The following is a 26,161-nucleotide window of genomic DNA, read 5'->3' on the forward strand; positions in this document are numbered from 1 at the left end:
TCAGCGGGCCAGAGTGACCAGACCCAGCTCGGTGCCGGCGGCCAGCAGCGGGTGGCGGGGCAGCACTCGCACGGTGTACCCGACCGCCCCCGCCAGCGGTAACGACAGCGTCGTCGAGAACACCTGGTTGCCGCCTTCGGCACTCCCGGTATACGACATCTCGACGGTGACCGGGTCCAGCAGCGCGTCGCTGGCGTCCACCCGGCCCACCACCCCCTGGACCGTGACCTCGTCGGGCGCGAGCCCGGCCAGCGCCACGGTGGCGGTCAGGGTCAGCTTGGAGCCGAGCACCGGCGTATCCGGCAGCCCGGTGCTGTCCACGTCGGTGATGGTGATCTTGGGCCATGCCTCTTCGGCGCGGCGACGGTAAGCGGCCACCTCGCGGGCCGCGCCGAACTCGCCGCCGCCCTCACCGCCCTCGGCCGGCCCCACGGTCCTGCGCAGCGATTGCGCCGCAGGCGTGTAGTACTGCTGCACGTAGTCGCGCACCATGCGCGAAGCGAGCACCTTCGGGCCGAGCGTCTGCAGCGTGTGCCGCACCATCTCGATCCACCGGGGCGGCACCCCGTGTTCGTCGCGGTCGTAGAACTTGGGTGCCACGGCCTGTTCCAGCAGGTCGTAAAGCGCGCTGGCCTCCAGGTCGTCCCGGCGGGCCTCGTCGCTCAGGCCGTCGGCAGACGGTATCGCCCAACCGTTTTCGCCGTCGTACCACTCGTCCCACCAGCCGTCACGGATCGACAGGTTCAGCCCGCCATTGAGTGCGCTCTTCATTCCGGAGGTGCCGCAGGCCTCCAGCGGGCGCAGTGGGTTGTTCAGCCAAACGTCGCAGCCCCAGTACAGGAGCCGGGCCATGGACATGTCATAGTCGGGCAGGAACGCGATGCGGTGGCGCACCTCCGGCCGGTCGGCGAAGCGCACCACCTGCTGGATCAACGCTTTACCCCCGTCGTCGGCCGGGTGCGACTTCCCGGCGACGATCAGCTGGATGGGCCTGTCCTCGTCGAGCAGCAGGCGTTCGAGCCGCTCCGGGTCGCGCAGCATCAGCGTCAGCCGCTTGTAGGTGGGCACCCGCCGGGCGAATCCGATGGTGAGCACATCCGGATCGAAAGCCGTTGCTATCCAACTTAGTTCGGCCTCCGACGCACCGCGTTCGAGCCAGGACTTGCGCAGCCGCCGCCGGACGTCCTCGACCAGCAGCGACCGCAGTTGCGAGCGGATCCACCAGAGATGGCCCGCATCAACCTGATTCACTCGCAGCCAGACGCCCGGATCGCTGAACGAATCCGACCCGGCCAGTTCCCGCCCCAGCTGCAACCACTGCGGCGCCGCCCAAGTGCGCGCGTGAACCCCGTTGGTGATCGACCCGATCGGCACCTCGTCCGCGTCGAACCCGGACCACAGGTCGTTGAACATGGCCCGGCTCACCTCGCCGTGCAGCAACGAGACGCCGTTGGCCCGCTGCGCCAGCCGCAGACCCATGTGCGCCATGTTGAACTTGGTCGGATCCTCCTCGGCGCCGAGCGCGAGAATCCGGGCGGTCGGCACGCCGGGCAACAACACGGGCGCGCTCTTGCCACCGGCTTTCTCGGTCTTCGTTTCGGGATCGTCCTCGACATGGCCGTCGAAGTAGAGCCGCACCATGTCGATCGGGAAGCGGTCGATACCGGCGGGCACCGGAGTGTGGGTGGTGAACACCGTGCTGGATCGCACCACGGCCAGCGCGGTGTCGAAGTCCAACCCGGCATCGGTGATCAACTCGCGGATGCGTTCGGCGCCGAGGAAGCCGGCGTGCCCCTCGTTCATGTGGAAGACCTCGGGCGCGGGAAGCCCCTCGATGGCGGTGAACGCGCGGATCGCCCGCACCCCGCCGATGCCGGCCAGCAGCTCCTGGCGCATCCGGTGTTCCTGGTCACCGCCGTACAGCCGGTCGGTGATGCCGCGCAGATCGTGCTCGTTCTCGGGGACGTCGGAGTCCAGCAGGAGCAGCGGGACCCGGCCCACCTGCGCGACCCAGATGCGCGCGTGCAGCTGCGCGGAGTCGGCGAGCGTCAGCTCGACCAGGACCGGATCGCCGGCGGCATCCGTGAGTAGCCGCAAGGGCAACCCCTGCGGATCCAGCGACGGGTATGTCTCGTTCTGCCAGCCGTCCGCGGTCAGCGACTGGCGGAAATACCCCGACCGGTAGTACAGGCCGACCGCCACCAGCGGCACCCCCAAATCCGAGGCCGACTTCAGGTGGTCCCCGGCGAGGATGCCCAAACCGCCGGAGTAATTGGGCAGCACCTCCGCGACGCCGAACTCCATCGAGAAGTAGGCGACGGCCTTCGGCATCGCCATGCCTTCGGCCTGCTGCTGCTGGTACCACAGCGGACGAGACAGGTAATCGTTGAGGTCGGCGGCCAACTGGTCGAGCCGGCCGAGGAACGTCGCGTCGAGCGCCAAGTCGTCGAGCCGTGCCGGACTGACAGCGCCCAACAACGCCACCGGGTCAGAGCCGCACCGCCCCCACAGGTCCGCGTCGATGGTCGCGAACAAGTCCTGGGTGGGCTTGTCCCACGACCATCGCAAGTTGGTCGACAGCTGGTCCAGCGCGGCCAGCCGTTCCGGAAGGTGAGCACGGACGGTAAAGCGGCGGAGGGCTTTCACGCGTCATTACCTTACTGAGGATTTCGCCCCGCGCACGGCGGCGGCAGAGACCGCTTTTGCCGCCAAGCGTGTGACCGGACACTAGGGTGGGTATCGGTTAGTAATTGGGGCCGCAACGGTGCTTCCCCTGCAGAGGAAGCTCCCCACGACAGGAAGTTTCGCCAGACGAGAGGCATTCCGCGACGGAGCACACCGCGGTTGGCCGCACGAAATCGGAACACTGCCGGCGACGATGCGGTCCGAGAATGCGGACCGAGGAGGAGCTGGCGCATCGGAACGGAGTGTTGTGCCTGGTCGTGTCGAGATCGATAACGTCCAACCCGTCGTTTCCTGCGGCGCGTATCCCGCCAAGGCCGTGGTCGGCGAGATCATCCCGGTCAGCGCGGCGGTATGGCGGGAAGGCCACGATGCCGTCGCCGCGACCCTGGTCGTGCGCTACCTCGGGCCGCGTTATCCGCAGGCAACGGAAACCCGCCGGATCAAAGCGGTTCAGGCTCCGGTGAAACCCGCAACCGCAGTCGACGGCGGTGTGGACCAGCAACGGATCAAGCCGGTGCTACTGCCGATGACGGTGGGCCTCGAGCCGTATGTCTTCCATGGGCAATTCACGCCCGACCGGGTCGGGCTGTGGACCTTCAGGGTCGACGGTTGGGGCGACCCGATCCACTCCTGGCGGCATGGCGTGGTCGCCAAGCTCGATGCCGGCCAGGGCGAGAAGGAGTTGTCCAACGACCTCCTGGTCGGCGCCGCGCTGTTCGAGCGCGCCGCCACGGGCGTGCCGCGCGCACGGCGCGACCCGCTGCTGGCGGCCGCCGCCGCGTTGCGAAAGCCCGGGGACCCCCTCACCCGCACCGCGTTGGCCCTCGCACCCGAAATCGACGAGATCCTGGCTGAGTATCCGTTGCGCGATCTGCTCACGCGCGGCGATCAGTACGGAGTCTGGGTGGATCGGCCGCTGGCGCGCTTCGGTTCCTGGTATGAGATGTTTCCCCGCTCGACCGGCGGGTGGGACGCCGAGGGTAAACCCGTGCACGGCACGTTCGCCACGGCTGCCGCCCAGCTTCCGCGCATCGCGGCAATGGGGTTCGATGTCGTCTACCTGCCGCCGATTCACCCGATCGGCAAGGTACACCGCAAGGGCCGCAACAACTCTCCCACCGCCGCCCCCGGGGATGTGGGTTCGCCGTGGGCCATCGGCAGTGACGAGGGCGGCCACGACGCCATCCACCCGGACCTGGGCACCATCGAGGATTTCGACGCCTTCGTCGCCGCGGCGCGCGAGCTGGGCATGGAGGTGTCGTTGGACCTGGCGTTGCAGTGCGCGCCCGACCATCCGTGGGCGCGCGAGCACCGCGAGTGGTTCACCGAACTGCCCGACGGCACCATCGCGTATGCGGAAAACCCGCCCAAGAAATACCAGGACATCTATCCGCTCAACTTCGACAACGACCCGGCGGGACTCTACGACGAGGTGCTGCGCGTCGTCCGGCACTGGATGGACCACGGCATCAAGTTCTTTCGGGTGGACAACCCGCACACCAAGCCGCCCAACTTCTGGGCGTGGCTGATCGCCCAGGCAAAAAGCATCGACCCCGATGTGCTCTTCCTCTCGGAGGCCTTCACGCCCCCGGCCCGGCAGTACGGCCTGGCCAAGCTCGGGTTCACGCAGTCCTACAGCTATTTCACGTGGCGCACGGCGAAGTGGGAACTGACCGAGTTCGGCAACGACATCGCCGCCCTCGCCGACTTCCGTCGGCCGAACCTGTTTGTGAACACGCCCGACATCCTGCACGCCGTCCTGCAGCACGACGGCCCCGGGATGTTCGCCATCCGCGCGGTGCTGGCCGCGACGTTGGGCCCGGCATGGGGCGTGTACTCGGGCTATGAGCTGTTCGAGCACCGCGCGTTGCGGGAGGGCAGCGAGGAGTATCTGGACTCCGAAAAGTATGAACTGCGGCCGCGTGATTTCGCGGGCGCGCTGGCCGAAGGACGCTCGCTCGAGCCGTTCATCACGCTGCTCAACTCGATTCGCCGGCTGCATCCCGCCCTGCAGCAGTTGCGCACCATCCATTTCCACGCCGTGGACAACGATGCGCTGCTGGCCTACAGCAAGTTCGACCCCGCGACCGGCGACTGTGTGTTGGTGGTGGTGACGCTCAACGCGTTCGGCTCCGAGGAAGCCACGCTGTTTTTGGATATGGCGGCTTTGGGTATGGAGCCCTATGAGCGGTTCTGGGTGCGCGACGAAATCACCGGCCAGGAATTCCAATGGGGGCAGGCAAATTACGTTCGTATCGACCCTGCGCGGGCGGTCGCGCACGTCATCAACATGCCACTCATACCGCATGAGTCCCGAATGACGTTGCTGCGCAGGCGGTAAAACGGACCGGAGGTGAAAAAGGACATGAGCCAAGCCGACCAACTCGCCAGGACACACCTGGTGCCCGACCCGGCCGACCTATCGCGCCTGCTGGCCGGCACGCACTACAACCCGCACGGCATTCTGGGGGCCCACGAGTACGCCGACCACACCGTCATCCGGGCGTTCCGCCCGCATGCCGTCGAGGTGGTCGCGCTCGTCGGCGAGGACCGGTTCCCGCTGGAGCACATCGAGTCCGGCCTGTTCGCGACGGCGTTGCCGTTCACCGACCTGATCGACTACCGGCTAGAGGTGCGATACGAGGGCTCCGACCCGTACACCGTCGCCGACGCGTACCGCTTTCTGCCCACCCTGGGCGAGGTAGACCTCTTCCTGTTCGGCGAGGGTCGTCATGAGCGGCTCTGGGAAGTCCTTGGCGCACATCCCCGCTCGTTCACCACGGCCGACGGTGTCGTCCACGGGGTGTCGTTCGCAGTGTGGGCGCCCAACGCCAAGGGCGTCAGCCTGATCGGTGAGTTCAACGGCTGGACGGGCAGCGACGCTCCGATGCGGTCGCTCGGTTCCTCGGGGGTGTGGGAGCTGTTCTGGCCCGACTTTCCCGTAGGCGGCCTGTACAAGTTCCGCGTGCACGGCGCCGACGGCGTGGTGACCGAGCGGGCCGACCCCATGGCCTTCGCCACCGAGGTGCCGCCGCACACCGCCTCCCGCGTGACGCACAGCGAATACACCTGGCAGGATGCCGCGTGGATGGAACAGCGCGCCCACCGCAATCCGGTCTTCGAGCCGATGAGCACCTACGAGGTGCACCTCGGCTCGTGGCGCCCCGGGCTGGGCTATCGGCAGCTTGCCGAAGAACTGACGAATTACGTGGTCGAGCATGGATTCACTCACGTCGAGCTGCTGCCCGTCGCCGAGCACCCGTTCGCCGGATCGTGGGGCTACCAGGTGACGTCTTACTACGCGCCGACGTCGCGATTCGGCACGCCCGACGAATTCCGGGCGCTGGTCGACGCGCTGCACCGTGCCGGCGTCGGCGTCATCGTGGACTGGGTGCCCGCGCACTTTCCGAAGGACGCCTGGGCGCTGGGACGGTTCGACGGCACCGCGCTCTACGAGCACTCCGACCCCAAGCGCGGCGAGCAACTCGACTGGGGCACTTACGTGTTCGACTTCGGCCGCAACGAGGTGCGCAACTTCCTGGTGGCCAACGCGCTGTATTGGCTAGAGGAGTACCACGTCGACGGGCTGCGGGTGGACGCGGTTGCTTCCATGCTGTACCTGGACTACTCGCGCCCCGAGGGCGGCTGGACGCCGAACATCTACGGCGGCCGGGAGAACCTGGAGGCCGTGCAGTTCCTGCAGGAGATGAACGCGACGGCGCACAAGGCCGCCCCCGGCATCGTCACGATCGCCGAGGAGTCGACGTCGTGGCCAGGCGTGACCCGCCCGACAAACCTTGGTGGCCTGGGCTTTTCGATGAAGTGGAACATGGGCTGGATGCACGACACGCTCGACTACATCAGCCGTGACCCGATCTACCGCAGCTACCACCATGGCGAGATGACGTTCTCGATGCTGTACGCATTCAGCGAGAACTACGTCCTGCCGATCAGCCACGACGAGGTGGTGCACGGCAAGGGCACGCTGTGGGGGCGGATGCCGGGCAACAACCACGTCAAGGCCTCCGGGCTGCGCAGCCTGCTGGCCTATCAGTGGGCGCATCCCGGCAAGCAATTGCTGTTCATGGGGCAGGAATTCGGCCAGCGTGCCGAGTGGTCCGAGGAACGCGGCCTGGACTGGTGGCAGCTCGACGAGCAGGGCTTCTCGAACGGCGTCCTGCGGCTGGTGCGCGACATCAACGCCATCTACCGCAGCCACCCTGCGCTGTGGAGTCAGGACACCATCCCCGACGGCTACTCCTGGATCGACGCCAACGACTCGGCCAACAACGTGTTGAGCTTCCTGCGTTACGGCAGCGACGGCTCCGTCATGGCCTGCGTGTTCAACTTCGCCGGCAATGAGCACAGCGGCTACCGGCTGGGCCTGCCGTCGGCCGGGCGTTGGCGTGAGGTGCTCAACACCGATGCCACCGACTACAACGGCTCCGGTATCGGCAACATGGGCGGCGTCGAGGCCACCGAGGAACCGTGGCATGGCCGACCGGCCTCGGCGGTGCTGGTGCTGCCGCCCAACTCAGCGCTGTGGCTGGAGCCCGAGCAGCCCTCGCCACGAACGTCCACGCTCTCACCGCGAACGTCGACTTGTTGTTGAAATTCGGCCCAATTGGTCGCAAGAACTCGACGCGGCCCGCGAACCTCAGTAGAGCGCGTTGGCCAGGTTCCGCCGTCCGGCGACGACCTCGGGATCGGCGGGATCGAAGAGTTCGAAAAGCTCGATCAACCGGGTGCGTACGCGGGTGCGCTCGTCCCCGGATGTGCTGCGCACCAAAGCGGTTAGGCGCTCAAACGCCGCACTCACGTCCTGATTGAGGATTTGGACGTCGGCGGCCGCGAACGCCGCATCGATGTCGCCCGGCGCCGCGTCGGCGGCGGCGATTGCGTCCGGTGAATGGGCGGTTGCGCGCATGAGAAAGTCGATCTGCCGGATCGCGCCCTTTGCCTCGGCACTGCCCGGATTGGCGTCCAGTATCGCCTGATACGACCCTCTGGCGGCCTCGAAGTTGCCGGCCTCCAGCTGTTCGCGGGCCGCCGCCAGCTCGGGGTCGACCTCGTCGGCACCCGCGGAATTGCCTGGGCCCCTGAGTTTCCCGGCCGTCGCCGAAAGAATCTGATCCAACCAGCCCCGCAGTTGTTCGGGCGGCTGCATGCCCTGGAAACTCGAAATCGGCTGCCCGGCGGCCAGAGCGACGACGGTCGGCACCGCATCGACGCCGAATATCTGGGCCACCCTGGGTGCCACGTCGACGTTGACGGTCCCCAGCGACCACTTGCCGTTGTCCTCGGCGGCCAGGCCGGACAGGATGTCGACGAGCTGGACACACGCGTCGCTGCGCGGTGACCACAACACCACCACAATGGGCACTTCCTCGGACCGGAGCAGAACTTCGGCCTCGAAATTGGCCTCGGTGATCGCAGTGACGCCGGGAGCGCCCTCGGCGGCCGACGTGGCGCCAGCTCCCGGCGGCGGCTGCTGGGCCCGCTGCTTGAGGCCGGACAAGTCGACAGCACCAGCCATCGCGGGGCCGATCGAGGGTCGCGGACGCGTCACGTCGTCAAGTTTGGCATGCGCGCCGGAGACCTATCCACCCGGTGGCGGGGCGCTCGGATCCGCCGTGCCGGGCGCGGAACCGGCCCCGAAGCCGCCCGCCCGGGCAAACATATGACGAAGATCACAAAAGTTCCGGCGCCCGTCATATCAGCAAAACGTCGACGGGCGCGTCAGCGCGCCCGTCCCAGGCCGCTTACTTTGCCCGCAGGATCAACGCGTCGCCCTGCCCACCCGCGCCGCACAGGGCCGCAACGCCGTAGCCGGACCCGCGGCGGGCCAGCTCCAGGGCCACATGCAGCGTGATCCGCGCGCCCGACATCCCGATCGGATGCCCGACGGCGATCGCACCCCCGTTGACGTTGACGATCTCGGGATCCACGCCGAGTTCGCGGGTCGAGGCCAGCGCGACCGCCGCGAACGCCTCGTTGATTTCCACCACGTCGAGCTGGTCGACGGAGATGCCCTCGCGCCCGAGCGCCTTCTTGATCGCGTTGGCCGGCTGCGATTGCAGGGAGGAGTCCGGTCCGGCCACGACGCCGTGCGCACCGATTTCGGCCAGCCAGCTCAAGCCCAGCTCCTCGGCCTTGGCCTTGTTCATCACCACGACGGCCGCCGCCCCGTCGGAGATCTGCGACGCCGAGCCGGCGGTGATGGTGCCGTCGCGGCGGAAAGCCGGTTTGAGGCCGGCCAGGGACTCCGCGGTGGTGTTGGCGCGAATCCCCTCATCCTCGGTGAACTGCAGCGGATCACCCTTGCGCTGCGGGATATTGACCGGCACGACCTCGTCGGCGAAGGCGCCGTCCTTCCACGCCGCGGCCGCCTTCTGATGCGACCGCGCAGCGAACTCGTCCTGCTCCTGGCGGGTGAACTTGTCCATGTCGTTGCGCTGCTCGGTGAGCGCGCCCATGGGTTGGTCGGTGAACACGTCGCGTAGGCCGTCGTAGGCCATGTGGTCCAGGACCGTCACGTCGCCGTACTTGTAGCCCGCCCGGCTGTCCATCAGCAAATGAGGCGCCTTGGTCATGGACTCCTGACCACCGGCCACCACCACGTCGAACTCGCCGGCGCGAATCAGCTGGTCAGCAAGCGCGATGGCATCGATGCCGGACAGGCACATCTTGTTGATGGTCAGCGCCGGGACGTCCCAGCCAATGCCGGCCGCTACGGCCGCCTGGCGCGCGGGCATCTGGCCGGCACCGGCCGTCAACACCTGGCCCATGATCACGTACTCGACCGCCGAAGCGGGGACATTGGCCTTCTCCAGTGCGCCGGCAATCGCGATGGCACCCAGATCGCTGGCCGAGAAATCCTTCAGCGAACCCATCAACTTGCCGATCGGCGTCCGGGCTCCGGCAACGATTACCGACGTCGTCATACCAACCTCCTAAGGCTCCCCTGGACGGCCGTTCGCCCTCCCGCAGAAGCGCAATCTTTGCCGCCAGGTTACCGTTATGTGATGACGACCGATCAAGTTGACGCCCGTCAGTTCCTGGCCACCGCGCTGGTGACGGCGATCGATCACGTCGGCATCGCAGTCGCCGACCTGGACGCGGCAATCGCCTGGTACCGCGACCACCTCGGAATGATCCTGGTGCACGAGGAAGTCAACTCCGACCAGGGAATCCGCGAAGCCATGCTGGCTGTGCGCGGGGCCCCGGCCGGCACCGCACAGATCCAGTTGATGGCCCCGATCGACGACTCCTCGACCATCGCCAAGTTCCTCGACAAGCGCGGGCCCGGCATCCAGCAGATGGCGGTTCGGGTGAGCGACCTGGACAGCGTGATCGAGCACTTGCGCTCGCAGGGCATCCGGCTCGTTTACGAGGCCCCGCGCCGCGGCACGGCAAACTCGCGGATCAACTTCATCCACCCCAAGGACGCCGGCGGCGTTCTCATCGAGCTGGTCGAACCGGCCGCCTGATCAAGACCACTTTCGGGTCGGGCCCCGCGTAGCGCGGTGGCTCCAGCACGGGGTATGCCAATGCCGCCGATCGTCGGCTCCCCCGAGGGTCGGATCGGTCGGCCACACCACCAGATGTGCGGTGCCGGTTCGTATTTCGTGATCGCAACCGGGACAGCGGTAGGTCTTGACCGCGCGGGCCGCCGCGACGGGACGTACTTCGTACTCGTGCCCGTCGGGCCCGACCTCCACCCGGGGTAACACCGGTGGCGGCGACGACCGCCGTCGCGGACGTGGCGGTGTGCGGCGCCGAGCCATACCGCCAGCCTAGCCGCGAGGCTCAGAACAGCCGGTATTCGTCGCTGTCCATCCCGCGCATTTTGTCGTAATCCAGTGTGATGCAACGGATCCCGCGATCTGTGGCCAGTGTGCGCGCTTGCGGCTTGATCTGCTGGGCGGCGAACACCCCCTTCACCGGCGCAAGCACACTGTCGCGATTGAGCAACTCGAGGTAGCGGGTCAGCTGTTCGACGCCGTCGATCTCGCCGCGCCGCTTGATCTCCACGGCGACCGAACCGCCCTGCTCGTCACGGCAGAGCAGGTCGACGGGCCCGATAGCGGTCATGTACTCGCGCCGAACCAGCGTGTAACCCTCGCCCAGCAGTTGCACGTGCTCGGCGAGCAACGCCTGCAGGTGGGCTTCGACGCCGTCCTTGACCAGCCCGGGGTCCACACCCAGATCGTGACTGGAGTCGTGCTCGACGTCCTCGACGGTGATGCGCAGCTGTTCGCCGGCCTTGTTCTGCACCACCCAGACGGGCGCCTGATCACCCGGCTCCTCGGTCAGCCAGCACGGCGGGCTCATCCAGTTCAGCGGCTTGTAGGCGCGGTCATCGGCATGCACGCTCACCGATCCGTCGGCCTTGAACAGCAGCAGCCTGCGGGCCGAGGGAAGATGCGCGGTGAGCCGGCCGACGTAATCGACGGTGCACTGGGCAATCACTAGACGCACCCGACTCACCTTAGAGCGTGGCCGACAAATTAGGCTGACGCCACCATGTCGGCCAACCAGAGCTTGGCAAAACGCATCGGCCGGGTGCTCGAGACGGTCACTCGTCAGAGCGGCCGGCTACCGGAGACCCCGGCGTACGGCTCCCTGCTGCTGGGACGGGTCTCCGAAAGCCAGCGACGTCGCCGCATCCGCATTCAGATCATCCTGACCGTGATGATCTTGGGTGCCAACGTGGTCGGCATCGCGGTCGCGTTGGTCATCGTGACGGTCGCCATTCCGCAACCGAGCGTGTTCGACGACGCGCCGTGGTGGAGCACCTGGGTGGTTTCACCGGCTTACATCGCTCTGGCGCTGGCGCTGGGCACCTTCGTCATCACCCGCCGAACCGTCGACGCTCTGCGCTGGGCGATCGAGGAGCGCACCCCGACCGAAGAAGACGAGCGCAACACCTTCCTGGCGCCGTGGCGGATCGCGGCCTTCGACCTCATCCTGTGGGGCGTCGGGACCGTGGTGCTGACGACCCTCTTCGGGCTGGCCAACACGCTGTTCATCCCGCGCTTCCTGGTCGCCGTGAGCATCTGCGGCGTCCTGGTCGCCACCGGCAGTTACCTCCTCGCCGAGTTCGCGCTGCGCCCGGTGGCGGCCCAGGCGCTCGAGGCGGGCCCCCCGCCGCGGCGGTTGGCGGCGGGCCTCATAGGCCGGACCATGATGGTCTGGTTCGTCGGCTCGGGCCTGCCCGTCCTCGGCATCGCCTTCCTGGCGAGCTTCCAAATTTGGATGCGGAATCTGAGCGAAACCCAGTTCGCGGTCGGCGTACTGATCGTGTCGATGGCCACGGTGATCTTCGGGAGCGCCTTGATGTGGATCCTGGCCTGGATCACCGCGACTCCGGTGCGCGTGGTCCGCGCGGCGCTACGGCGCGTGGAGCGGGGTGATCTGCAGGGGGAACTCGTCGTTTTCGACGGCACCGAACTCGGGGAGCTGCAACGTGGTTTCAACGCGATGGTCGACGGCCTGCGCGAGCGCGAACGCGTTCGCGACCTCTTCGGCCGACACGTCGGACGCGAGGTCGCCCTGGCCGCGGAACGCGAGCGACCGAAACTGGGCGGCGAAGAACGCCATGTGGCAGTCGTATTCATCGACATCATCGGATCCACCAAGCTGGTGACCAGTCGACCCGCGGCGGAGGTCGTTCAGTTGCTCAACCGATTCTTCGCAATCGTCGTCGAAGAGGTGGACCGACATTGCGGGCTGGTCAACAAGTTCGAGGGCGATGCGACGCTGGCAGTGTTCGGGGCTCCCAATCGTATCGACCGTCCCGAAGACGAGGCGCTGGCCGCCGCGCGCAGCATCGCCGAGCGGCTGAACGATGAAATGTCGGTGTGCGAGGCCGGCATCGGCGTGGCGGCGGGGCAGGTCGTCGCCGGGAACGTCGGTGCGAGGGAGCGTTTCGAGTACACCGTGATCGGCGAGCCGGTCAACGAGGCCTCCCGCCTATGCGAGCTCGCCAAGTCGCATCCGGGGCGACTGCTTGCGACTGCCGATGCGCTGAAGCGTGCGAGCGAGAACGAGCGCGGCCGTTGGTCTTTGGGCGAGACCGTGACCCTGCGGGGATACGAACGCCCTACCCGGCTCGCTTCGCCCGCAGGGGCCGCCGCCCCATCGACCTGATGCGATTGGTTTCGGACCCGAGTGGGTAAGGAGAGTAAGGACATCGCCCCTCGAAGAGATTGGTGTTGACATGACCGGTAGTGGAGCTGCCCGCCGCGTTTGCATCGCCGCGGGGATCGCCGCGGCGATCGCCTTGAGCTCGTTGACCGCGGGCTGCGGCTCGGGCAACAACAACAAGAACCCGACGACTTCGACGGTCACCACCACCGTCACGACGCCGTCCAGCGTCACGACAACGGCCCCGGCGGCGACGACTCCCGCCGGACCGGGCGGCGGTCCCGAGACCGGACCCGGCGGTGCCACGACCGCTGGACCGGGTGGTTCCGGCGCCGGCGCCGGGCCGGGTGGGGCAAGTGCTGGGGTTCCGGGCGCCGGGGCGTCCGCCGGGCCCGGCGGTGCGGGTGCCTGCGCCGGCGGCGTGTGCGTCGGAACCCCTCCCGGCCCGTAGCCGCGCCGGCGCCACCGGCGTCGTAGCGCCTGCTTGACCCGCCCGCCCCACTACCATGTCGTTTTTCCGCCAGTTTTGTCGGTGGGCGGGTGTAAGTCTTGAGGCATGCACGACGACTTCGAACGCTGTTACCGCGCCGTCCAGTCCAAGGACGCCCGGTTCGACGGCTGGTTCGTCACGGCGGTGCTGACCACCCGGATCTACTGCCGGCCCAGCTGCCCGGTGCGGCCGCCGTTCGCTCGCAACGTGAGGTTCTATCCGACGGCCGCCGCCGCTCAGCGGGCGGGCTTCCGCGCATGTAAGCGGTGCCGCCCCGACGCGTCCCCGGGGTCACCCGAATGGAACGTGCGTGGCGACGTGGTTGCGCGGACGATGCGGCTCATCGCCGACGGCACCGTGGACCGCGAAGGCGTCGGCGGCCTGGCGGCCCACCTCGGCTACACCCCCCGCCAGCTGGAGCGGCTGTTGCGGGCCGAGGTCGGCGCCGGCCCTCTCGCGCTGGCCCGCGCCCAACGAGCGCAGACCGCCCGCCTGCTCACGGAGACCACCGACCTGCCGTTCGGGGACATCGCGTTCGCATCAGGCTTTTCCAGCATTCGCCAGTTCAACGACACCGTGCGCTTGGTATTCGAAAGCACGCCGACGGAGTTGCGCCGCCGCGCGACGAACCCGTCCGCGGCCCTCAAATCCGGAGCCGCGTCGGCTGGCACGGTTTGCCTTCGCTTGCCGGTACGCACCCCGTTCGCCTATGAGGGCGTGTTCGGTCACCTGGCCGCCGGTGCAGTGCCCGGCTGCGAGGAGGTTCGCGAGGGTGCGTACCGGCGGAGCCTGCGCCTCCCGTTCGGCAGCGCCGTCGTCACCCTCACGCCTGCCGCCGATCACGTACGCTGCGTGCTGGTGCTCGACGACTTTCGTGACCTGACGACGGCGATCGCCCGCTGCCGGCGGCTGCTGGATCTCGACGCCGATCCCGAAGCGGTGGACGACGCGCTGTCCGGCGACCCGCACCTGCGTCCCGTGGTGACAAAGGCGCCCGGACAACGCATTCCGCGCACCGTCGACGAGGCCGAACTCGCCGTGCGCGCCGTACTGGGCCAACAGGTGTCGACCAAGGCGGCCAGAACCCACGCGGGTCGCCTGGCCTCGGCCTACGGGCGGCCGGTCGCAGACCCGGACGGCGGGCTGACCCATACCTTCCCGTCGGTGCAACAGCTTGCGGAGATCGACCCCATCCACCTGGCGGTCCCCAAGGCCCGGCAACGGACCCTGAGCGCATTGGTGGCGGGCCTTGCCGACGGCAGTATCGTCCTCGACAGCGGAAGCGACTGGGAAGCCGCCCGCCGGCAATTGCTGGACGTGCCCGGCGTAGGCGCGTGGACCGCGGAGGTGATCGCAATGCGCGGCCTTGGCGACCCGGATGCCTTCCCCGCCACGGACCTTGGCCTTCGCCTGGCCGCCAAGCAGCTGGGCTTACCGACCGACGAGCGGGCCCTGGTCAGCCGTGGCGCCCGATGGCGCCCCTGGCGCTCCTACGCCGCCCAATACCTATGGACCACCCTCGAGCATCCGGTTAACCAATGGCCACCACAGGAGGTCGCATGATCGAGTACCGCACCATCGACAGCCCGATCGGGCCGCTGACCCTGGCCGGCCAGGACTCGGTACTGACCATGCTTCGCATGGTCGACCAGACCTACGAACCGAGCCGCACCGGTTGGGCGCCGAATCCCGGGGCATTCAACGAGGCCACCGAGCAACTGGACGCGTATTTCGCCGGCGAGCTGACGGAGTTCAATTTCCAGTTTGAGCTCCGCGGGTCGGAATTTCAGCGGCGCGTGTGGAACGCACTTCAGACAATTCCTTACGGCGAAACCAGATCCTACGGAGAAATCGCGGAACAGATCGGCGCTCCGGGTTCCGCGCGCGCCGTGGGATTGGCCAACGGCCACAACCCCATCGCGATTGTCGTTCCCTGTCACCGCGTCATCGGCGCCAACGGGAGCCTTACCGGCTATGGCGGTGGGCTCGACCGAAAGCGAACCCTGCTGGCACTGGAAAAGAAACGCGTATCGCACAATGCGGCATTGACATTGTTCGACTAGGAATGCCGTGTACCAACAATGCAAAAACACCCCCGTTGCCGGGGGTGTTTTTGTGTATGTTCGGCGGTGTCCTACTTTTCCACCCGCATGGGCAGTATCATCGGCGCTGACAGGCTTAGCTTCCGGGTTCGGAATGGGACCGGGCGTTTCCCTGTCGCTGTGGCCGCCGTAACTCTATTTAAATTTGTTTCGGTGGGGGGTGTGGCGTCAGAGCGTCCCGCGACAAATAGTCGCTGGAACTGAAAAGTGGTTGCGATTGTGTGTTGGTAAGTTTTCGGCCGGTTAGTGCCAGTTCCCTGCACTCATTACTGAGCTTCCAGGTCTGGCCTATCGATCCCGTGGTCTGCGGGGGGCCTTATCCCTCTAAAAGGGTGAGAAACCTGATCTTGGAGAAGGTTTCCCGCTTAGATGCTTTCAGCGGTTATCCTGTCCGAACGTGGCTATCCAGCGGTGCCCCTGGTGGGACAACTGGTATACCAGAGGTTCGTCCGTCCCGGTCCTCTCGTACTAGGGACAGGTTTCCTCAAGTTTCTGACGCGCGCGGCGGATAGAGACCGAACTGTCTCACGACGTTCTAAACCCAGCTCGCGTGCCGCTTTAATGGGCGAACAGCCCAACCCTTGGGACCTGCTCCAGCCCCAGGATGCGACGAGCCGACATCGAGGTGCCAAACCATCCCGTCGATATGGACTCTTGGGGAAGATCAGCCTGTTATCCCCGGGGTACCTTTTATCCGTTGAGCGACACCCCTTCCACTCGGGGGTGCCGGATCACTAGTCCCGACTTTCGTCCCTGCTTGACTTGTAGGTCTCGCAGTCAAGCTCCCTTGTGCACTTACACTCAACACCTGATTGCCGTCCAGGTTGAGGGAACCTTTGGGCGCCTCCGTTACATTTTAGGAGGCAACCGCCCCAGTTAAACTACCCGCCAGGCACTGTCCGTGAACCCGATAAGGGTTCGACGTTAGGTGTCCAATACGATCAGAGTGGTATTTCAACAACGACTCCGCCCCAACTGGCGTTGAGGTTTCACAGTCTCCCACCTATCCTACACAAACCGTACCGAACACCAATACCAAGTTGTAGTGAAGGTCCCGGGGTCTTTTCGTCCTGCCGCGCGTAACGAGCATCTTTACTCGTAGTGCAATTTCGCCGAGTCTATGGTTGAGACAGTTGGGAAGTCGTTACGCCATTCGTGCAGGTCGGAACTTACCCGACAAGGAATTTCGCTACCTTAGGATGGTTATAGTTACCACCGCCGTTTACTGGGGCTTAAATTCTCCGCTTCACCTTACGGTTAACGGGTCCTCTTAACCTTCCAGCACCGGGCAGGCGTCAGTCCGTATACATCGTCTTGCGACTTCGCACGGACCTGTGTTTTTAGTAAACAGTCGCTACCCACTGGTTTCTGCGGCCGAATCCCGCTCCCACCGCAAGGGTGTTCACGGTATTCCGGCCCCCCTTCTCCCGAAGTTACGGGGGCATTTTGCCGAGTTCCTTAACCATAGTTATCTCGTACGCCTTGGTATGCTCTACCTGACCACCTGTGTCGGTTTGGGGTACGGGCCGTGTGTGTGCTCGCTAGAGGCTTTTCTTGGCAGCAGAGGATCACCGAATTCGCCTCAATCGGCTATGCATCACCTCTCAGGATTAATGAGCGACGGATTTGCCTATCGCTCTCCCTACAGGCTTACCCCAGTGTTACCACTGACTGGTACGGCTACCTTCCTGCGTCACCCCATTGCTTGACTACTACCAGCGAAGTTCCCACGCAGCCCCGAACCTCCACGCCCCCGAAGGGGAATGATCGATCCGGTTTTGGGTGGTTAGTACCGCTGATTCGTCAGGGACGCCCACACACGGGTACGGGAATATCAACCCGTTGTCCATCGACTACGCCTGTCGGCCTCGCCTTAGGTCCCGACTCACCCTGGGCGGACTGGCCTGGCCCAGGAACCCTTGGTCTTACGGCGGGCAAGGTTCTCACTTGCCTTATCGCTACTCATGCCTGCATTCTCACTCCCCCAAACTCCACCACCGGTTACCCGGTAGCTTCGCTGCATGGGGGACGCTCCCCTACCCAACCTTACGGTTGCCGCGGCTTCGGCGGTGTGCTTGAGCCCCGCTACATTATCGGCGCACAATCACTTGACCAGTGAGCTATTACGCACTCTTTCAAGGGTGGCTGCTTCTAAGCCAACCTCCTGGTTGTCTCTGCGACTGCACATCCTTTTCCACTTAGCACACGCTTAGGGGCCTTAGCCGGCGATCTGGGCTGTTTCCCTCTCGACGTACGGAGCTTATCCCCCGCCGTCTCACTGCCACGCTATACACCACGGCATTCGGAGTTTGGCTGACGTCAGTAACCTAGTAGGGCCCATCGGCCATCCAGTAGCTCTACCTCCGTGGTGAAACACGCAACGCTGCACCTAAATGCATTTCGGGGAGAACCAGCTATCACGGAGTTTGATTGGCCTTTCACCCCTACCCACAGCTCATCCCCTCAGTCTTCAACCTAAGTGGGTTCGGGCCTCCACGCGGTCTTACCCGCGCTTCACCCTGGCCATGGGTAGATCACTCCGCTTCGGGTCCAGAACACGCCACTACACCCCAAAGGGGATGCGCCCTATTCAGACTCGCTTTCGCTGCGGCTACCCCACACGGGTTAACCTCGCGACGTGTCCCTGACTCGCAGGCTCATTCTTCAAAAGGCACGCCATCACCCCACGAGGAGGCTCTGACGGATTGTAGGCACACGGTTTCAGGTACTCTTTCACTCCCCTCCCGGGGTACTTTTCACCATTCCCTCACGGTACTAATCCGCTATCGGTCATCGAGAAGTATTTAGGCTTACCGGGTGGTCCCGGCAGATTCACAGCAGATTCCACGGGCCCGCTGCTACTCGGGAGTTGATACAAGGTAGGTGCCGGGTTTTCGCGTACCGGGCTTTCACCGTCTACGGCGGACCGTCCCAGGCCACTTCCGCTAACCACGACACTTTATGACTACCCCTCAGCCAGGTAGAGCTGAGACATATCAATCCCACAACCCCGCACACACAACCCCTACCCGGTTACCCATGCGTGCGGTTTAGCCTGTTCCGCTTTCGCTCGCCACTACTCACGGAATCACAATTGTTTTCTTCTCCTACGGGTACTGAGATGTTTCACTTCCCCGCGTTACCTCCCGCACCCTATATATTCAGATGCGGGTAACACGACATCACTCGTGCTGGGTTTCCCCATTCGGAAATCCTCGGATCAATGCTCGGTTGACAGCTCCCCGAGGCATATCGCAGCCTCCCACGTCCTTCATCGGCTCTCGATGCCAAGGCATCCACCATGCGCCCTTAAACACTTACTTACACACAAAAACCAAAGAAGAAATTACACATTTCAACGAACACGCCACCGTTGCCGGCAACGCATCCGTTTAGATGCTCGCAACCACTATCCAATACTCAAACACCACACCCCACCACCAAGATGGAGGGACACCACACGGACTGGCCGAGTGTTGTCTCAGGGCCCAATAGTGTGTCTGGCAATCATTTGCTGTTGTGCACCCGGCTCCCGCCCACTACAGGCGAGAACCCCTCACGGCTCACACCCCACCAATTGGGGTGTTTTTCGTGGTGCTCCTTAGAAAGGAGGTGATCCAGCCGCACCTTCCGGTACGGCTACCTTGTTACGACTTCGTCCCAATCGCCGATCCCACCTTCGACAGCTCCCTCCCAAGGGTTAGGCCACTGGCTTCGGGTGTTACCGACTTTCATGACGTGACGGGCGGTGTGTACAAGGCCCGGGAACGTATTCACCGCAGCGTTGCTGATCTGCGATTACTAGCGACTCCGACTTCACGGGGTCGAGTTGCAGACCCCGATCCGAACTGAGACCGGCTTTAAAAGGATTCGCTTAACCTTGCGGCATCGCAGCCCTTTGTACCGGCCATTGTAGCATGTGTGAAGCCCTGGACATAAGGGGCATGATGACTTGACGTCATCCCCACCTTCCTCCGAGTTGACCCCGGCAGTCTCTCACGAGTCCCCGGCATTACCCGCTGGCAACATGAGACAAGGGTTGCGCTCGTTGCGGGACTTAACCCAACATCTCACGACACGAGCTGACGACAGCCATGCACCACCTGCACACAGGCCACAAGGGAACGCCTATCTCTAGACGCGTCCTGTGCATGTCAAACCCAGGTAAGGTTCTTCGCGTTGCATCGAATTAATCCACATGCTCCGCCGCTTGTGCGGGCCCCCGTCAATTCCTTTGAGTTTTAGCCTTGCGGCCGTACTCCCCAGGCGGGGTACTTAATGCGTTAGCTACGGCACGGATCCCAAGGAAGGAAACCCACACCTAGTACCCACCGTTTACGGCGTGGACTACCAGGGTATCTAATCCTGTTCGCTCCCCACGCTTTCGCTCCTCAGCGTCAGTTACTGCCCAGAGACCCGCCTTCGCCACCGGTGTTCCTCCTGATATCTGCGCATTCCACCGCTACACCAGGAATTCCAGTCTCCCCTGCAGTACTCTAGTCTGCCCGTATCGCCCGCACGCTCACAGTTAAGCCGTGAGATTTCACGAACAACGCGACAAACCACCTACGAGCTCTTTACGCCCAGTAATTCCGGACAACGCTCGCACCCTACGTATTACCGCGGCTGCTGGCACGTAGTTGGCCGGTGCTTCTTCTCCACCTACCGTCAATCCGAGAAAACCCGGACCTTCGTCGATGGTGAAAGAGGTTTACAACCCGAAGGCCGTCATCCCCCACGCGGCGTCGCTGCATCAGGCTTGCGCCCATTGTGCAATATTCCCCACTGCTGCCTCCCGTAGGAGTCTGGGCCGTATCTCAGTCCCAGTGTGGCCGGACACCCTCTCAGGCCGGCTACCCGTCGTCGCCTTGGTAGGCCATCACCCCACCAACAAGCTGATAGGCCGCGGGCCCATCCCACACCGCAAAAGCTTTCCACCACAAGGCATGCGCCAAGTGGTCCTATTCGGTATTAGACCCAGTTTCCCAGGCTTATCCCGAAGTGCAGGGCAGATTGCCCACGTGTTACTCACCCGTTCGCCACTCGAGTATCTCCGAAGAGACCTTTCCGTTCGACTTGCATGTGTTAAGCACGCCGCCAGCGTTCGTCCTGAGCCAGGATCAAACTCTCCAAACAAAATCTCCTCGCAGAACGAGGTGAATTTCAAATCAGAGATACCTGACAAGACGCCAATTAACTGGCATCAAAAATTGCCATACCCACACACGGGGAGTGCTAGGTATGGCCAAAAAACAACAACAAATAAAAAGACCAAACACACTATTGAGTTCTCAAACAACACTTGTTCCGCCCGCTTTGGGGCAACCCTGCCAGCTTAATACAGGTCCGGCAGGGAGTCAACTCCCAGTCGTGGTCTCCAAGGACCGTTTCGGGAGCAGCCGTGCCAGGCTAGTACCAATCCAGCGAGGGAGTCAAGCGCCCGGGGTGTCGGCCGCCTGGTGTGGCGACCGCCCCTGCGGGGCACTGACTTTGGCTACTCTACCCGCTCGATCTCCGCTCCCAAAATCGACAGGTTCTCGACGAACAGCGGATAGCCGCGATCGATGTGGAAGACGTCGTGAACCTCGGTGTCACCGTCGGCGACGAGCCCCGCCAGCACCAGGCCGGCTCCGGCACGAATGTCCGAACACCACACCGGGGCGCTCGACAATTGCGGCAGGCCTCGCACGACGGCGTGGTGGCCGTCCGTGCGGGCGTCGGCGCCTAACCGGATCATCTCTTCGACGAAACGGAAGCGCGCCTCGAAGACGTTTTCCGTGATCATCGAGGTGCCGTCGGCGATCGACGCCAGAGCGATCGCCATCGGCTGCAGGTCGGTGGGAAATCCGGGGAACGGCAGCGTCGCGACGTTGACGGCCTTGGGGCGCTCGTACTGGGTGATCCGGAAGCTGTTGTCCGTTTGGGTGACCGTGGCGCCGGCGTCGTGCAACTTGTGCAGCACCACCTGAAGGTGGGCCGGGTCGACGCCCGTCACCGAAATGTCGCCCCGGGTCATCGCCGCGGCGATGCCCCAGGTGGCGGCGACGATGCGATCCCCGATCACGCGGTGCTCGGTCGGGTACAGCCGCGGGACGCCGGTGATGGTCATGGTCGGCGAACCGGCACCTTCGACCTGCGCGCCCATCTGGTTCAACATGGTGCACAGGTCGACGACGTCGGGCTCGCGCGCCGCGTTGTGGATCGTGGTGACACCCTCGGCCAGGACGGCGGCCATCAGGATGTTCTCGGTGGCTCCCACGGACGGGAATTCCAGCTGGATCTCCGCGCCGCGCAATGTGTCGGCCTGGGCGACGACGCAGCCGTGCTCGATGTTGCACTGCGCGCCCAGCTGGCGCAGGCCCGCCTGATGCATGTCCAGGGGCCGCGACCCGATGGCGTCACCGCCCGGGAGCGCGACCCTGGCGCGCTTGCACCGGCCGACCAGTGGCCCGAGCACGCAGACCGAGGCCCGGAACTGTCGCACCGCGGCGAAGTCGGCGTCGTATTTCGGCTCGTCGGGCGAGGTGATGCGGGCGACGTCACCGTCGAGTTCGACGGTGGCGCCCAGGCCACGCAACACCTCGGCCATCAACGGCACATCGAGGATGTCGGGGCAGTTGGTGATGGTGCTGGTGCCTTCGGCCAGCAGCGTCGCGGCCATCAGCTTGAGCACGCTGTTCTTGGCGCCCCCCACCGCGACTTCGCCGGATAACCGGTTGCCGCCGGTCACCACGAATCGCTCAGCCACCCGCGTCAGTCTAGTGAAGCGGTATCGGGTTGTCAGTCGGCCCGCTTGACGACGATGCGGTGGGGGCACCGCCAGCCGCGAAGCGGCGCGGGGCGAGTCAAGCAGTCAGCCGACGCTCCAGCCCGTTGCGAGCAGCAGTACCGTTTTGCTCATGGCAGTACATCTGACCCGCATCTATACGCGAACCGGCGACGACGGCACGACGGGTTTGAGTGACTTCTCGCGGGTCTCGAAGAATGATCCCCGCCTGGTCGCCTACGCGGATTGCGACGAGGCCAACTCGGCGATCGGCGTCGCGATCGCCCTGGGTGAGCCCGACGAGGAGACCGCCGGCGTGCTGCGTCAGATCCAGAACGATCTGTTCGACGCCGGCGCGGACCTGTCGACCCCGGTGGTGGAAAACCCGCAGTATCCGCCGCTGCGGGTCACTCAGCCCTACATCGATCGGCTCGAGCGCTGGTGTGACAAATACAATGAGAACCTGCCCGCGCTGAATTCCTTTGTGCTGCCAGGTGGTTCGCCGCTATCGGCGCTGCTGCACGTCGCCCGCACGATCGTCCGTCGAGCGGAACGCTCGGCATGGGCGGCGGTCGATGCCGCACCGCAGCAGGTAAACGCCCTTCCGGCGAAATACCTGAACCGCCTCTCGGATCTGCTCTTCATCCTGGCTCGCGCGGCCAATCCCGGCGGCGACGTGCTCTGGAAGCCCGCCGGCGGAGCACCAAGTGCGAGTTAACTTGCGGCGCAAGGCCTAAACGCTGCGCCGACGAGCACGCGGTGACGGGCGGGATTCCAGCCAGGACAGGAATGCCGTCAAAGCCCCCTTGTCCAGCGCGATCTCGTAACCGGTCCTGCGGTCCTGCGTCGTGTCGCGCAGTTCCACCACGACGATCTCGTCGGTCATGATGTCGAACTCGTCACCGCGCGGCGCCCGCCGGGCCACGATCTCCACTCCCCTGCGGCTGAGTCGACGGTCCGGCCACAGACGCAGGCTGGAGAGGCGGTAAAACGCGGCCTCACCGCCGCGGTAACGAATCACGCCGTGACGCCAGCCGTGACCGCCGACCGCGGGAATGTCTCGCATGATCCCCGCGGTGCCGCCCTGGCGCAGTTTCCACAACCGATAGCTCAGCGCGACGACCGCGCCCGCTAGGACGACAACGAGCACGACCATGCCGACCATGGGCGCGCTCATCGGCGGTTAGTCGATCGCGCCGACGGCGCGCAACCTTGCGCGCCCTCTGGCGGCGATACGCGGATCGTCCGACTCAGAAGCCTCTCTGGCGGCGCTCTCGTCGATCTCCGACTCGAATGCGGCGGACTCGGCGAGGATGGTCACCGCCTCCTCGGTGACCGACAGAAAACCGCCGTCCACCGCGATCCGCAGATCGTCTTCGCCTTCCCGCTCGACACGCACCATCGCGTCGTCGACCAATTGCGCCACCAACGGGATGTGCCGCGGCAGGATACCGATCTCGCCGACGGTGGTGCGGGTGAACAGAAACGTTGCCTCACCCGACCAGATCTTTCGATCGACCGCGACGATCTCAACGTTCAGTTCGGCCATGTCACACCACCTTTCGACCCGTCGACGAGGTTAGAGCTTGGCGCCAAGGCTCTCGGCCTTCTTGGCCAGGTCATCCAGGCCACCGATCAAGAAGAAGGCCTGCTCGGGCACGTGGTCGAACTCACCCTTGGTCAGGCGGTCGAATGCCTCGATGGTCTCCTTCAGCGGCACCGTCGAACCGGGTTGGCCGGTGAACTGCTCGGCCGCCATCATGTTCTGCGACAGGAACCGCTCGATACGGCGGGCGCGCTGCACCAGCTGCTTGTCCTCTTCGGACAGCTCGTCGATACCGAGGATCGCGATGATGTCCTGAAGGTCCTTGTAGCGCTGCAGGATTCGGATGACTTCCTGCGCCACGCGGTAGTGCTCTTCACCGACGACACCCGGGTCGAGGATGGTCGAGCTGGACGCCAGCGGGTCCACCGCGGGGAAGATGCCCTTGGAGAACACCGAACGGGACAGCTCGGTGGTGGCATCCAGGTGGGCGAAGGTCGTCGCCGGCGCCGGGTCGGTGTAGTCGTCGGCGGGCACATAAACCGCCTGCATCGACGTGATCGACCGGCCACGCGTTGACGTGATGCGCTCCTGCAGCTCGCCCATCTCGTCGGCCAGCGTGGGCTGGTAGCCCACGGCCGACGGCATGCGACCGAGCAGCGTCGACACCTCCGAACCCGCCTGGGTGAAGCGGAAGATGTTGTCGATGAACAGCAGCACGTCCTGGCCCGCCTCGTCGCGGAACCACTCCGCCATCGTCAGCGCGGACAGCGCCACCCGCATACGGGTGCCGGGCGGCTCGTCCATCTGACCGAACACCAGGGCGGTGTCCTTGAGCACGTTGGCTTCCTGCAACTCGACCCACAGGTCGTTGCCCTCGCGGGTGCGCTCCCCCACGCCGGCGAACACCGACGTACCACCGAAGTTGCGGGCAATACGGTTGATCATCTCCTGGATGAGCACCGTCTTGCCCACCCCGGCGCCGCCGAACAGCGCGATCTTGCCGCCACGCACGTACGGGGTGAGCAGGTCGACCACCTTCAGGCCGGTCTCGAGCATCTCGGTGCGCGGCTCGAGCTCTTCGAAGGCCGGCGGCTTGCGGTGAATCGACCAGTGCTCAAAGTCCTCGCCATAGCCCGGCTTGTCCAGGCAGTGCCCCAGCGCGTTGAAGACGTGGCCCTTGACCTCTTGGCCGACCGGCACCGAGATCGCCCGACCGGTGTCGGTGACCTCCACCCCGCGCACCAGGCCGTCGGTGGGCTGCAGCGAGATCGTGCGCACCAGGTTGTCACCCAGGTGCTGGGCGACCTCGAGCGTCAGGGTCTTCGCGAGTTCGGAGAACGTGATCTCCGCGTTGAGCGCGTTGAACAGCTCCGGCACCGAACCCCGGGGGAACTCGACGTCGACGACCGGCCCGGTGACCCGCACCACGCGGCCGCTGGTGTCGCTCTTGGTCGACTTTTCGGTCTTTTCGTCTGTAGCAGTCATTTTCTTCGCTTCCTCGTGGGGGCCTATCTAGCGCGCGTCGGCGAGCGCGTTTGCGCCACCGACGATTTCGCTAATCTCCTGGGTGATCTGGGCCTGCCGCTCGCGGTTCGCCATCAGCGTCAGGGCCTTGATCAGGTCGTCCGCGTTGTCGGTGGCCGACTTCATCGCCCGCTGGCGCGACGCAAGCTCCGATGCGGCGGATTCGAGCAGCGCTTCGTAGACGCGGGTGGTCAGGTATCGCGGCAGCAGCGACTCGAAAAGCGTTGTCGCATCCGGTTCGAACGAATACAGGGTGCGCACCTCTGGCGCCTCCTCGACGTACTCGACGACCATGGGGGCGATCCGGTGGGCCACTGCGGCCTGAGACATCATCGACTTGAATTCCGAGTAGACGATGTGCAGTTCGTCGACGCCTTCGCCGTCCTCATCCTCGCCGCCGGCGCCCTTCATGAAGGTGTCGACCAAGACCGAAGCAATCTCCGCGGCGTTCTCGTACTTGGGCTGCTCGGAGAAGCCCGTCCACGACTGGGTGATATCCCAGTTGCGGAAGCTGAAGTAGTTCTGCGCCTTGCGGCCAACCGTGTAGAGGACCGGCGTCTTACCTTCCTCCCTCAGCAGGGAGAACAGCTCCTCGGAGCGCCGGAAGATGCTCGAGTTGTACGCACCGCACAAGCCACGGTCGGACGACACCACCACGACAGCAGCCCGTTTGGGTTCCTCACGCTCGACCAACAACGGATGATCGAGCGCGGCTTCGGCCGACAGGGTGGTGAGCATCGCGGTGAGCTGGAACGCATATGGCCGTGCGGACTCCAGCCGCGCCTGCGCCTTGCCGATGCGCGACGTGGCGATCATCTCCTGGGCCTTCGTGATCTTCTTGATCGACCCTGCCGATCGGATCCGGCCGCGTAATTCGCGAAGTGTGGCAGCCATTGGTT

The 26,161-nt window shown here is 65.0% G+C and carries 18 protein-coding genes and 3 rRNA genes; 8 read left to right on the forward strand and 13 right to left on the reverse strand.

Annotated elements, in window-relative coordinates:
• Window positions 1–2,646: an alpha-glucan family phosphorylase gene (gene glgP / locus KXD96_RS22090; RefSeq protein ID WP_260739845.1), complete on the reverse strand. Its 2,646-nt coding sequence runs from the start codon at window positions 2,644–2,646 to the stop codon at window positions 1–3.
• Window positions 2,647–2,878: 232 nt separating this feature from the next.
• On the opposite strand from glgP, the gene KXD96_RS22095 reads away from it, so the two are divergent.
• Window positions 2,879–5,026 (forward strand): alpha-1,4-glucan--maltose-1-phosphate maltosyltransferase, encoded by a 2,148-nt coding sequence (locus tag KXD96_RS22095; RefSeq protein WP_396877213.1) that lies wholly within the window; start codon window positions 2,879–2,881, stop codon window positions 5,024–5,026.
• A gap of 24 nt (window positions 5,027–5,050) precedes the next feature.
• Complete coding sequence (gene glgB / locus KXD96_RS22100) at window positions 5,051–7,297, forward strand: 1,4-alpha-glucan branching protein GlgB (protein ID WP_260739849.1); 2,247 nt, start codon at window positions 5,051–5,053, stop codon at window positions 7,295–7,297.
• A 45-nt stretch (window positions 7,298–7,342) separates the two neighbouring features.
• On the opposite strand, the gene KXD96_RS22105 is transcribed toward glgB, so the two are convergent.
• Window positions 7,343–8,254 carry a tetratricopeptide repeat protein gene (locus KXD96_RS22105; RefSeq protein ID WP_260739852.1) on the reverse strand — a complete coding sequence of 304 codons (912 nt, stop codon included), beginning with the start codon at window positions 8,252–8,254 and terminating at the stop codon, window positions 7,343–7,345.
• A 193-nt stretch (window positions 8,255–8,447) separates the two neighbouring features.
• The gene (locus KXD96_RS22110; RefSeq protein WP_260739854.1) at window positions 8,448–9,629 is read right to left on the reverse strand and encodes an acetyl-CoA C-acetyltransferase; all 1,182 of its coding nucleotides are present in this window, start codon (window positions 9,627–9,629) and stop codon (window positions 8,448–8,450) included.
• Between the two features lie 78 nt (window positions 9,630–9,707).
• On the opposite strand from KXD96_RS22110, the gene mce reads away from it, so the two are divergent.
• Window positions 9,708–10,175 (forward strand): methylmalonyl-CoA epimerase, encoded by a 468-nt coding sequence (gene mce / locus KXD96_RS22115; protein WP_260739856.1) that lies wholly within the window; start codon window positions 9,708–9,710, stop codon window positions 10,173–10,175.
• On the opposite strand, the gene KXD96_RS22120 is transcribed toward mce, so the two are convergent.
• Together KXD96_RS22120 and nucS are read right to left on the reverse strand one after the other, a co-directional pair.
• Window positions 10,176–10,472 carry a hypothetical protein gene (locus tag KXD96_RS22120; RefSeq protein WP_260739858.1) on the reverse strand — a complete coding sequence of 99 codons (297 nt, stop codon included), beginning with the start codon at window positions 10,470–10,472 and terminating at the stop codon, window positions 10,176–10,178.
• 22 nt (window positions 10,473–10,494) lie between these two features.
• Window positions 10,495–11,166 carry an endonuclease NucS gene (gene nucS / locus KXD96_RS22125; protein WP_260739860.1) on the reverse strand — a complete coding sequence of 224 codons (672 nt, stop codon included), beginning with the start codon at window positions 11,164–11,166 and terminating at the stop codon, window positions 10,495–10,497.
• A 45-nt stretch (window positions 11,167–11,211) separates the two neighbouring features.
• Here nucS and KXD96_RS22130 point away from each other — a divergent pair, with 45 nt between their 5' ends.
• From KXD96_RS22130 to KXD96_RS22145, 4 genes are all read left to right on the forward strand, one after another.
• Window positions 11,212–12,837, forward strand: coding sequence for an adenylate/guanylate cyclase domain-containing protein (locus tag KXD96_RS22130; RefSeq protein WP_260739862.1), 1,626 nt, complete (start codon window positions 11,212–11,214; stop codon window positions 12,835–12,837).
• Window positions 12,838–12,907: 70 nt separating this feature from the next.
• Entirely contained in the window at window positions 12,908–13,285 is a 378-nt protein-coding gene (locus KXD96_RS22135) for a hypothetical protein (protein ID WP_260739864.1), read from the forward strand.
• Between the two features lie 105 nt (window positions 13,286–13,390).
• Window positions 13,391–14,887 carry a DNA-3-methyladenine glycosylase 2 family protein gene (locus KXD96_RS22140; RefSeq protein ID WP_260739865.1) on the forward strand — a complete coding sequence of 499 codons (1,497 nt, stop codon included), beginning with the start codon at window positions 13,391–13,393 and terminating at the stop codon, window positions 14,885–14,887.
• Complete coding sequence (locus KXD96_RS22145) at window positions 14,884–15,387, forward strand: methylated-DNA--[protein]-cysteine S-methyltransferase (protein ID WP_260739866.1); 504 nt, start codon at window positions 14,884–14,886, stop codon at window positions 15,385–15,387. Before KXD96_RS22140 ends, KXD96_RS22145 begins: the two co-directional genes overlap by 4 nt.
• 58 nt (window positions 15,388–15,445) lie before the next feature.
• On the opposite strand, the gene rrf is transcribed toward KXD96_RS22145, so the two are convergent.
• The 4 genes from rrf to murA form a co-directional block, all read right to left on the reverse strand.
• Window positions 15,446–15,558: ribosomal RNA gene (rrf, locus tag KXD96_RS22150) — 5S ribosomal RNA — on the reverse strand.
• Between the two features lie 91 nt (window positions 15,559–15,649).
• Window positions 15,650–18,749 (reverse strand): 23S ribosomal RNA (locus KXD96_RS22155).
• Window positions 18,750–19,031: 282 nt separating this feature from the next.
• A 16S ribosomal RNA gene (locus tag KXD96_RS22160) occupies window positions 19,032–20,562 on the reverse strand.
• Together the 16S, 23S and 5S rRNA genes form the textbook arrangement of a ribosomal RNA operon.
• Before the next feature lie 358 nt (window positions 20,563–20,920).
• Window positions 20,921–22,174: a UDP-N-acetylglucosamine 1-carboxyvinyltransferase gene (gene murA / locus KXD96_RS22165; protein ID WP_260739867.1), complete on the reverse strand. Its 1,254-nt coding sequence runs from the start codon at window positions 22,172–22,174 to the stop codon at window positions 20,921–20,923.
• Window positions 22,175–22,325: 151 nt separating this feature from the next.
• On the opposite strand from murA, the gene KXD96_RS22170 reads away from it, so the two are divergent.
• Window positions 22,326–22,910, forward strand: coding sequence for a cob(I)yrinic acid a,c-diamide adenosyltransferase (locus KXD96_RS22170; RefSeq protein ID WP_260739868.1), 585 nt, complete (start codon window positions 22,326–22,328; stop codon window positions 22,908–22,910).
• 15 nt (window positions 22,911–22,925) lie between these two features.
• On the opposite strand, the gene KXD96_RS22175 is transcribed toward KXD96_RS22170, so the two are convergent.
• The 4 genes from KXD96_RS22175 to KXD96_RS22190 are packed head-to-tail and all read right to left on the reverse strand — an operon-like array spanning window position 22,926 to window position 26,156.
• Window positions 22,926–23,369 (reverse strand): DUF2550 domain-containing protein, encoded by a 444-nt coding sequence (locus KXD96_RS22175; protein WP_067747734.1) that lies wholly within the window; start codon window positions 23,367–23,369, stop codon window positions 22,926–22,928.
• A 6-nt stretch (window positions 23,370–23,375) separates the two neighbouring features.
• Window positions 23,376–23,741: a F0F1 ATP synthase subunit epsilon gene (locus tag KXD96_RS22180; RefSeq protein ID WP_260739874.1), complete on the reverse strand. Its 366-nt coding sequence runs from the start codon at window positions 23,739–23,741 to the stop codon at window positions 23,376–23,378.
• Between the two features lie 30 nt (window positions 23,742–23,771).
• Window positions 23,772–25,223, reverse strand: a complete 1,452-nt coding sequence (gene atpD, locus KXD96_RS22185; protein ID WP_260739876.1) for a F0F1 ATP synthase subunit beta — start codon at window positions 25,221–25,223, stop codon at window positions 23,772–23,774.
• Window positions 25,224–25,250: 27 nt separating this feature from the next.
• The gene (locus KXD96_RS22190; RefSeq protein WP_260739877.1) at window positions 25,251–26,156 is read right to left on the reverse strand and encodes a F0F1 ATP synthase subunit gamma; all 906 of its coding nucleotides are present in this window, start codon (window positions 26,154–26,156) and stop codon (window positions 25,251–25,253) included.
• Window positions 26,157–26,161: the final 5 nt, after the last annotated feature.

This window comes from Mycobacterium sp. SMC-2, assembly GCF_025263485.1.
In the GTDB taxonomy this organism is placed as follows: Bacteria; Actinomycetota; Actinomycetes; order Mycobacteriales; family Mycobacteriaceae; genus Mycobacterium.